Source organism: Flavobacterium glaciei, assembly GCF_003350545.1.
Lineage (GTDB): Bacteria > Bacteroidota > Bacteroidia > Flavobacteriales > Flavobacteriaceae > Flavobacterium > Flavobacterium glaciei.
In genome coordinates this window covers 333,260-342,838 of sequence record NZ_QQBA01000002.1, presented here as the reverse complement: position 1 = coordinate 342,838, position 9,579 = coordinate 333,260, and the positions used below count along the sequence as shown (strand labels likewise).

General features: G+C 34.1%; 4 protein-coding genes and 1 rRNA gene. 2 read left to right on the top strand and 3 right to left on the bottom strand.

The genetic code is table 11. From position 1 onward, the window contains the following. Both rrf and pafA read left to right on the top strand, forming a co-directional pair. Nucleotides 1-89, top strand: a 5S ribosomal RNA gene (rrf, locus tag DFR66_RS03470); the annotation flags it as partial. Nucleotides 90-241: 152 nt separating this feature from the next. Then, complete coding sequence (gene pafA, locus DFR66_RS03465; protein ID WP_114753440.1) at nucleotides 242-1,858, top strand: alkaline phosphatase PafA; 1,617 nt, start codon at nucleotides 242-244, stop codon at nucleotides 1,856-1,858. A gap of 59 nt (nucleotides 1,859-1,917) precedes the next feature. On the opposite strand, the gene lysA is transcribed toward pafA, so the two are convergent. The 3 genes from lysA to gltB all read right to left on the bottom strand — a co-directional run bounded on the left by lysA (nucleotide 1,918) and on the right by gltB (nucleotide 9,286). Beyond that, on the bottom strand, nucleotides 1,918-3,138 hold the full coding sequence (lysA, locus tag DFR66_RS03460; protein ID WP_114753439.1) for a diaminopimelate decarboxylase: 1,221 nt from the start codon (nucleotides 3,136-3,138) through the stop codon (nucleotides 1,918-1,920). Between the two features lie 173 nt (nucleotides 3,139-3,311). Beyond that, complete coding sequence (locus DFR66_RS03455) at nucleotides 3,312-4,766, bottom strand: glutamate synthase subunit beta (RefSeq protein WP_114753438.1); 1,455 nt, start codon at nucleotides 4,764-4,766, stop codon at nucleotides 3,312-3,314. 2 nt (nucleotides 4,767-4,768) lie between these two features. Further along, nucleotides 4,769-9,286: a glutamate synthase large subunit gene (gene gltB / locus DFR66_RS03450; RefSeq protein ID WP_114753437.1), complete on the bottom strand. Its 4,518-nt coding sequence runs from the start codon at nucleotides 9,284-9,286 to the stop codon at nucleotides 4,769-4,771. Nucleotides 9,287-9,579: the final 293 nt, after the last annotated feature.

The window sequence follows — 9,579 nt, the reverse complement described above, 5'->3', positions numbered from 1 at the left end:
GCTCACCTCTTCCCATCCCGAACAGAGTAGTTAAGCCCGCCTGCGCAGATGGTACTGCAGTTATGTGGGAGAGTATGTCGTCGCCTTTCTTTGAAGAATCCTCATCATTCATTTGATGAGGATTTTTTTGTTTTTAATTTTTTGTTCTTTAAGATTTAGTTAATTTGTAATCACTGTCAGTTATGATATGGCTTTGAATGAAAATTTAACCGTATTTTTGGTTAAAAATTAAATTGTTACTATGAAAAAATTTGTTTTGTTTTTCTCGCTGCTTTTGACCATGAATTTACAAGCGCAACAAAGGCCTAAATTAGTAGTTGGAATTGTTGTTGATCAAATGAAAATGGAATATTTATATCGTTTTTCAGATGATTTTTCTCCAAATGGTTTTAATAGATTGATAAGTAATGGATATACATTCCACAATATGCATTACAATTACATGCCCACTTATACTGCTCCAGGTCATGCAAGTATTTATACGGGCGCAACACCATCAACACACGGTATAATTGGAAATGATTGGTATAATAAATCTACTGGAAAAGATTTATATTGTACAGACGATCTTTCTGTAACTACTCTTGGTGATGGTACCGATAAAGAAGGTGCGATGTCTCCAAAAAATTTATTAAGTACTACCATTACTGATGAGCTGCGTATGGCAACTAATTTTAAAGGAAAAGTAATAGGATTAAGTATTAAAGATAGAGGCGCTATACTACCAGCAGGTCATTTTGCTAATTGGGCATTTTGGTATAGTAAAACAGGTGCCTTCATTTCAAGTACTTTTTACGGTACTTCTTTACCTGATTGGTTAACAGACTTTAATAATGAAAAGCGATATTTAAACTACATCAATAAAGGTTGGAGTTTACTTAAACCTTTATCTGCATATAACGAAAGCTTAGCTGATGATAATGCTTATGAAGGTAAATTGGATAAAGCTAACCCACCAGTTTTTCCTTACGATTTAAATAAAATGTATAAAGAAAAAGGTGCTGATGTTCTTAGAACTACACCTTTTGGTAATGATTTACTAGCAGATTTAGCTATGAAAACTATTGAGAAAGAACAGCTAGGAAAAGATGATACTACTGATTTCTTAGCCGTCAGCTTTTCTTCAACAGATTATATTGGACATACTTTTGGACCTCGCTCTATTGAGTTACAGGATACGTATTTACGCTTAGACGAGACTATAGCTCAATTTTTAAATTATTTAGACAAAACTGTCGGTAAAGACAATTATCTATTGTTTTTAACAGCTGATCATGCAGGAGCTGAGAATCCTAATTATTTGAAAGACAATAAATACAATGTTAAAAATATTTCTACAAAGGATATTGTTGGGGCACTTAATAAACATTCTATTGATACTTATGGAGTGAATTTAGTTTTAGATTATTCAAATTTTAATATATACTTCGACAAAAATATTATTAAAGATAAAAGCTTAGACCTCTCGAAAGTAAAACAAAGTTTTAAGGACTTCTTAATGACTCAGGAACAAGTGAAACGAGTGTATACAGAAGATGAAATATTATCATCCGCTGGAAATGATTATTACTTAAATTTTATAGCTAAAGGTTATGATCCTAAACAAAATGGAGAATTGGTTGTTCTTGATAAAACTGGTTATTTGGAGTATCAAGCTACAGGGACTACCCACGGTTCTCCTAATAGTTATGATACACATGTGCCACTGCTTTTTTATGGATGGAATGTCCCTAAAGGTGAAGAATATTCTAAAAAACATATAACACAAATTGCTCCTACACTTTCCCAAATGTTGAAAATTCCTTTTCCAAACGGTACGGAATCAGAAGTTCTTGAAAGTATTCTAGATAAAGAATAAAGTTGATGCTAGAGAGCAAAAAAGAATCCCGTTTCATTTTAACTGAAACGGGATTTGTTTTATACTGTTGCCATTGCTACAGGTAACGGTATTTGATTTTTTAATAAATCTTCGAAGGTTTCATGAGCTCTAATTAAATGTCCTTCTCCATTCATCCATAATACTTCGGCAGGTTTGTATCTGGAGTTATAGTTTGAAGCCATAGAGAAACAATAGGCTCCTGCATTTCTGAATGATAAAATATCACCTTCTTTTATTTCTGCAATTTTTCTGTTATTAGCAAAAGTATCCGTTTCGCAAATATATCCTACTATGGAGTAGAAGCGCTCTTTACCTTTTGGATGAGATATATTTTCGATCTGATGTTGTGAACCATAAAACATTGGTCTAATCAAATGATTAAAACCACTATCTATTCCTGCAAATACAGTCGAAGTAGTTTGTTTAACAACATTAACTTTAGCTAAAAAGAAACCAGCTTCACTTACTAAAAATTTACCTGGTTCAAATATCAAGGTTAATTCTTTTCCGTATTCGATACAAAATGCATTGAATCTTTTTGATAATTTTTTACCTAATTCTTCAATGTCAGTTTCGATATCGTCTTTTTTGTAAGGTACCTTAAATCCACTTCCGAAGTCGAGGAATTCAAGGTTTTTGAAGTTTCTGGCAGCATCGAATAATATTTCAGCAGCATATAAAAATACTTCTATATCCAAAATATCTGAACCAGTGTGCATGTGAATCCCCACAATATTCATTTTTGTATTTTCAACAATTCGAACTAAATGAGGTAATTGGTGTACCGAAATACCAAATTTACTGTCGATATGACCTACAGATATATTTGCATTCCCACCTGCCATAACATGTGGATTAATTCTGATACATACAGGAACGTTTGGATATTTTGTTCCAAATTGCTCTAATATGGATAAGTTATCAATATTTATTTGAACTCCCATGGCTGAAACTTCTTCAATTTCTTCAAGAGAAACACCATTTGGAGTATAAAATATTTTTTCTGGGTCATAGCCAGCATGAAGTCCCAATAATACTTCTTGAATAGAAACAGTATCTAATCCTGATCCCATTTCTTTTAATAACTGAAGTATAGCAATATTCGACAAAGCCTTCATTGCATAATTGACGCGCAACTTTTCTACCTTTGAAAAAGCTTTTGTTAATCTATTGTATTGAGATTGTATTTTTTCGGCATCATAAACGTATAATGGACTGCCAAATTTTTCTGCTAGTTGTACTAAGTCTTTCGATTGCATGATTATTAATTTTGAGCAAATTTATTACTCTTTATTTAGTCCCACAAGTTAATGAACGAATTCTAACAAATTATAACAAAAAGTTATAAATTAAACATTTGTTTGGAATTTTATAAAAAAAAAATAACCCTTGACATTTTTTTCTATCAAGGGTTATAAAATGTTATTTAAAACTATAAGTTGGGTAAATCGCCATTTCCTTTAGTTGGCAAATTGGTATAACCCATTAAGTATTTATCGATTTCTCTAGCAGCTTCACGCCCTTCAGATATTGCCCAAACAATTAATGATTGTCCTCGTCGCATGTCCCCAGCAGTAAATATATGAGGAACATTCGTTTGATAATTTGTCGCTTTATAATTGCTTCTCATATCAATTTCTAAACCTAATTTATCGCTTAATGTTTTTTCAGGACCTGTAAATCCGAGTGCCAATAAGGCTAAATCACAAGGCCATATTTTTTCTGAACCTTCTTTTTCTATCAATTCAGGTCTTTGTCCCGGTGTCATTTTCCAAGCTACTTCAACAGTTTTTAAACCTACAAGTTGGCCACTTTCATTAGAAATGAATTCTTTAGTGTTGATTAACCAGTTTCTATTACAGCCTTCTTCATGTGAAGAGGAAGTTTTTAATTGCAATGGCCAAAATGGCCAAGGAGTAGTTTCACTTCTTCCAACTGGTGGTTTTGGTAAAATCTCAAAATTAGTAACCGATTTGGCTCCATGTCTGTTTGAGGTTCCCACACAATCAGAACCAGTATCTCCACCACCAATGACGATTACATCTTTACCAGTGGCCATTATTTGGTCAGGAACTACCTCACCATATAAAGATTTCGTTTGTTGTGTCAAGAAAGTCATTGCTTGAACAACTCCTTTACTCTCTATTCCTTTAGTAGGTAAACTTCTTCTTTCGGTTGCGCCACCACATAATACGATAGAATCAAAAGCGTTCAATTCTTCAACACTATAGTTTACACCAACATTTATATCAGTTTTAAAAGTAATTCCTTCAGCTTCTAAAACAGCAACACGTCTGTCGATAATTCCTTTTTCTAGTTTGAAATTTGGAATTCCGTAACGTAATAGTCCACCAATGGCATTGTCTCTTTCAAAAACAGTAACGGTATGTCCTGCACGATTTAATTGTTGTGCAGCTGCTAAACCAGCAGGTCCGGAACCTATAACAGCTACAGTTTTTCCTGTTCTAATCTCTGGTGGTTGTGGTTTAATCCAACCTTCAGCAAATCCTCTTTCTATAATGTTTTTTTCAATATTTTCGATAGCTACTGGCTCGCTAATAATTCCTAAAACACATGATTTTTCACATGGAGCGGGGCATAAACGGCCTGTAAATTCTGGAAAGTTATTGGTTGATTGTAATATTTTCAATGCACTTTCCCATTCTTCCTGATGTACCATATCATTAAAATCTGGAATCAAATTTCCTAATGGGCAGGCACTGTGGCAAAAAGGAATCCCACAATCCATGCATCTGGATCCTTGTTCTTTGATTTTATCTTTGGTTAACGGAATTGTAAATTCATTATAATTCGATACTCTTTCTAGAACGGCAATATTACTTTCGTCGGTTCTAGTATATTCTTTAAATCCTCCTATCTTTCCCATGACTATAGTGCTATTAGTTCTTCAATTTTTTTTTCTTCTGCTAATCTTTGCAATGCTTTTTTGTAATCAGTAGGCATTACTTTGATAAAATGGTTGCGTTGGTTTTCCCAATCTTCTAAAATCCTTTTTGCCAAAGGACTATTGGTATACATTGAATGATTTTTTATCAAACGTCTCAGTTTGGTAAAGTCATCATCTTCCAATTCTTCAAAAGCAACCATTTCCATATTACATAAGGTAGCATCGAATTTTTTGTTTGGATCAAAAACATAAGCAATACCACCACTCATTCCAGCTGCGAAATTTCTTCCTGTTTTTCCTAAAACTACCACGGTTCCTCCAGTCATGTATTCACATCCATGATCACCAATTCCTTCTACAACTGCTGTTGCACCAGAATTTCTCACACAAAAACGTTCTCCGGCCATACCATTTATATATGCTTCACCTGTGATTGCTCCATAAAGTGCAACGTTACCAATGATGATATTTTCTTCTGGTTTGAAAGTAGCAGTAGGAGGTACTTTGATAATCAGTTTACCTCCGGAAAGCCCTTTACCTAAATAATCATTACAGTTTCCATGGATTTTGAAGGATAAACCATTCGTTGCAAAAGCACCAAAACTTTGACCTGCAGAACCTGTAAAATCGACTAATATAGTATCTTCGGGTAAACCTTGTGCACCATATATTTTTGAAATTTCATTACTCAATATAGCGCCAACGGAACGATCTGTATTTTTGATATCAAATGTAACTCTTGTTTTTTCTTTTCTATAAATAGATGGAATAGCCGCTTTTATAATTTCAAAATCAAGTACATGGTCTAAAGCATGGTCTTGTGTAGTTGTATTATGGTTAGGAACTTCTTTAGCTTTTTCTGGCTTATATAAGATTGTAGATAAATCTAATCCACTTGCTTTATAATGCTTGATGGCTTTATTGACATTCAATTTTTGAGATTGTCCTACCATTTCTTTTAAGGTTCTAAACCCAAGTTGTGCCATGATTTCTCTTAACTCCTCAGCAATAAAATACATGAAGTTGATGATGTGTTCCGGCGTTCCTTTGAAATTTTTTCTCAATTCAGGATCTTGTGTTGCAATACCTACTGGACACGTATTCAAGTGACATGCTCTCATCATGATACAACCAGATGCTACTAAAGGAGCGGTTGCAAAACCAAATTCCTCAGCTCCAAGTAATGCAGCAATAGCGACATCACGACCAGTTTTCAATTGTCCATCACATTCCAAAACTACGCGACTTCTTAAATCATTTAAGATTAAGGTTTGTTGTGCTTCGGCAAGTCCAAGTTCCCATGGAATACCGGTGTGTTGCAGTGAAGTTAACGGTGCAGCTCCAGTTCCTCCGTCGTATCCTGAAATCAAAATTACATCGGCTTTTGCTTTAGCAACACCGGCAGCAATTGTTCCAACACCCACTTCCGAAACTAATTTTACGTTAATCCTTGCCTCACGATTGGCATTTTTCAAATCAAAAATTAACTGTGATAAATCCTCAATAGAATAAATATCGTGGTGTGGTGGAGGTGAAATTAATCCAACATAAGGTGTTGAATTTCTAACTTCAGCAATCCAAGGCACAACTTTTTCACCGGGTAATTGACCACCTTCTCCAGGTTTTGCACCTTGAGCCATTTTTATTTGTATCTCTTTGGCGTTTGTCAAATAGTTGATTGAAACCCCAAATCTTCCTGAAGCAACTTGCTTGATAGCACTATTTCTAGAATCTCCATTTAAGTCTTTTTGGAAACGTTTTGGATCTTCTCCACCTTCTCCAGAATTACTTTTCCCTCCAATTCTATTCATGGCAATCGCTAGGTTTTCATGTGCTTCTTGGCTGATAGATCCGTAAGACATGGCGCCAGTTTTGAATTTTTTAACAATCTCAGTCCAAGGTTCCACTTCGTCAATAGAAATGGGATCTAAGTTATTGAATTCAAATAATCCTCTTATGGTCATCAAGTTTTCACTTTGATCATTGACCATTTTTGAGTATTCTTTGTAGCTTTCAGGACTATTTAAACGAACTGCTTGTTGGAGTTTAGAAATAGTCGTTGGATTAAACATGTGTTTTTCTCCCGATCTTCTCCATCTGTAAATTCCTCCAATTTCTAAAGGCAATAAATTACTGACTTTTGAATTTGGAAATGCTTTTTGGTATCTTTTCTTGATTTCTTTTTCGACTTCCATTAAACCAATTCCTTCGATTCTAGAAGGTGTGTAAGGAAAATATTTAGAAGTGAATGTTTTATTTAATCCTAAAATTTCAAAAATCTGTGCCGCTCTGTACGAATGTAAAGTAGAGATACCAATTTTATTCATGATTTTCAGAATCCCTTTTGCGATAGCTTTATTATAATTTTTGATGGCATAATCCGCTTTTACACCAGTGATAAAACCTTGGTTAACTTGGTTATGAATAATTTCATTCACCATGTAAGGATTGATTGCGCTGGCACCATAACCAAATAATAGGGCAAAATGATGTGGTTCTCGTGGCTCTGCGGATTCGATTATAATTCCAAATTTAGAACGAACTTTTAAAATGTTAAGCGAATGATGAATATAAGAACAAGCTAATAACATTGGTATTGGAGCCATTTTTTCGCTTACTCCTCTATCTGAAAGAATCACAATGTTGCAACCTTCTGAGACTGCTTTAAAAGTGGCTTGAACTGCTCTTTCAAGTGCTCGTTCTAGTCCGTTTACTCCTTTTTCGATGTCATATAATGTAGAAATAGTGACTGATTTGAAATCAGCATGATCAATATTTCTTATTTTATCTAAATCCTCATTTGAAATTACTGGATTTTGTATTTTTAATTTTTTACAATGCTTTGGAACAATGTCAAAAATATTATAATCTCCTCCAATTGCTAAACTGATATCAGTAATAATTTCTTCACGAATACCATCCAATGGTGGATTAGTAACCTGTGCAAATAATTGCTTGAAATAGTTGTATAAAAGCTGTGGCTGATCTGATAAAACAGCAAGCGGTGTATCGTTACCCATAGAACTTAATGCTTCTGCACCTTCAGCTCCCATTGGGTTTATAATTGTTTTTAAATCCTCTATCGTGTATCCAAACAAACGTTGTCTCGTTTCGAAATCAATATTTTCTGTAGGGATTGGATTGTCAGTATAAGGTATTTGTGCTAATTGCAATAAATTTTCATCCAACCATTGTTTGTAAGGACGTTTGGTTACAATCGCATTTTTAATCTCATCATCTTCTATGATACGACCTTCGTTCATGTCAACCAAAAACATTTTGCCTGGTTCTAAGCGACCATGTTGAATAACATCTTCAGGTTTGATGTCAAGAACACCAATCTCTGATGACATAATTACGAAACCACTTTTAGTCAATGTATAACGAGAAGGACGCAATCCATTTCTATCCAATAAAGCACCAATAACGTTACCATCTGTAAAAGGAATAGAAGCTGGACCATCCCAAGGTTCCATAATACAAGCATTATATTCGTAAAAGGCTTTTTTATCGGCTGACATCGTTTGGTGTTTTTCCCAAGCTTCAGGAACGACCATCATCATGGCTTCGGGTAAGGAGCGACCTGTCATTAATAACAGTTCAATTACCATATCCATGGAAGCCGAATCTGATTTCCCTTCTAAAATAATTGGAAATAATTTTTTGATATCATCACCAAAAACGTCACTTTTCATTAGTTCTTCACGAGCACGCATGCGGCTAATATTGCCACGAAGTGTATTGATTTCCCCGTTATGACACATATAGCGGAAAGGTTGAGCTAGTTCCCAAGAAGGAAATGTATTGGTAGAAAAACGTTGGTGAACCAAAGCTAATCGGGTTACCAAGTCATCGTCTAACAAATCAGTATAGTATCTGCTAATGTCTTCTGGCATCAACAACCCTTTATATATAATAGTTGTTGTGGAAAAACTTGAAAAATAGAATCTGTAGCTTTCTGAAATTCGTGAATTTCTGATAGAGTGTTCCGCAATTTTTCTTGCCGCAAACATTTTTGCGTTAAATTGTTGTTCTGTAAGATCTAATCTGTTTTTACCAACAAACACTTGCTTTACTGTTGGTTCTTTTTCTGCAGCGATCTGACCTAAATTAGTAACATCTACAGGTACATCTCTCCATCCTAAAATTTCTAAATTTTGATCCCGTATTGATGTTTCAAAAGTTGTTTTACAAAAAGCTATTTGGTTAGGGCTTTTAGGCATAAAAACCATTCCTACAGCATATTGTCTAGCCTCTGGAATTTCAAAATCACATACTTTCTTAAAGAAATCATGAGGGATGTCAAATAATATTCCAGCTCCATCTCCAGTTCTGCCATCTGAACTTACAGCGCCACGGTGTTCTAATTTGATTAGAATATCCAGTGCTTTGTGTATAATATCATTTGATTTAATTCCATTCAAATTACAAATGAATCCTGCTCCGCAATTGTCGTGCTCAAATTCGGGTAAATAAAGGCCTTGTTCTATAACTTTCATGCTTAATATTTTTTTACAAAATTAAAGATTTAGTAATATATAATAGGCTATAAAGTTAAAATCGCTTTGTTTTTACGGTTCTAATAGAAAAAGGTTAAATAAATCACAATAATAAGATTTAAGTACTTCTGATTTGTTATTTCGACAAAAACAAAATACAATTTTAGGCCTATAGCTAGAAATTTTGGAGGAAATGGTTTACCAATGGTTTTTATTGAATATTTATAACAAATTAGTGAATAATTTTTATATTTTTTTTATTTCTCTCTCAGTTTTTGATGGGTTTAAAATTT

Coding starts and splice junctions, on each gene's coding strand:
- pafA (WP_114753440.1), top strand. CDS start 242: ATGAAAAAATTTGTTTTGTTTTTCTCGCTGCTTTTGACCATGAATTTA.
- lysA (WP_114753439.1), bottom strand. CDS start 3,138: ATGCAATCGAAAGACTTAGTACAACTAGCAGAAAAATTTGGCAGTCCA.
- DFR66_RS03455 (WP_114753438.1), bottom strand. CDS start 4,766: ATGGGAAAGATAGGAGGATTTAAAGAATATACTAGAACCGACGAAAGT.
- gltB (WP_114753437.1), bottom strand. CDS start 9,286: ATGAAAGTTATAGAACAAGGCCTTTATTTACCCGAATTTGAGCACGAC.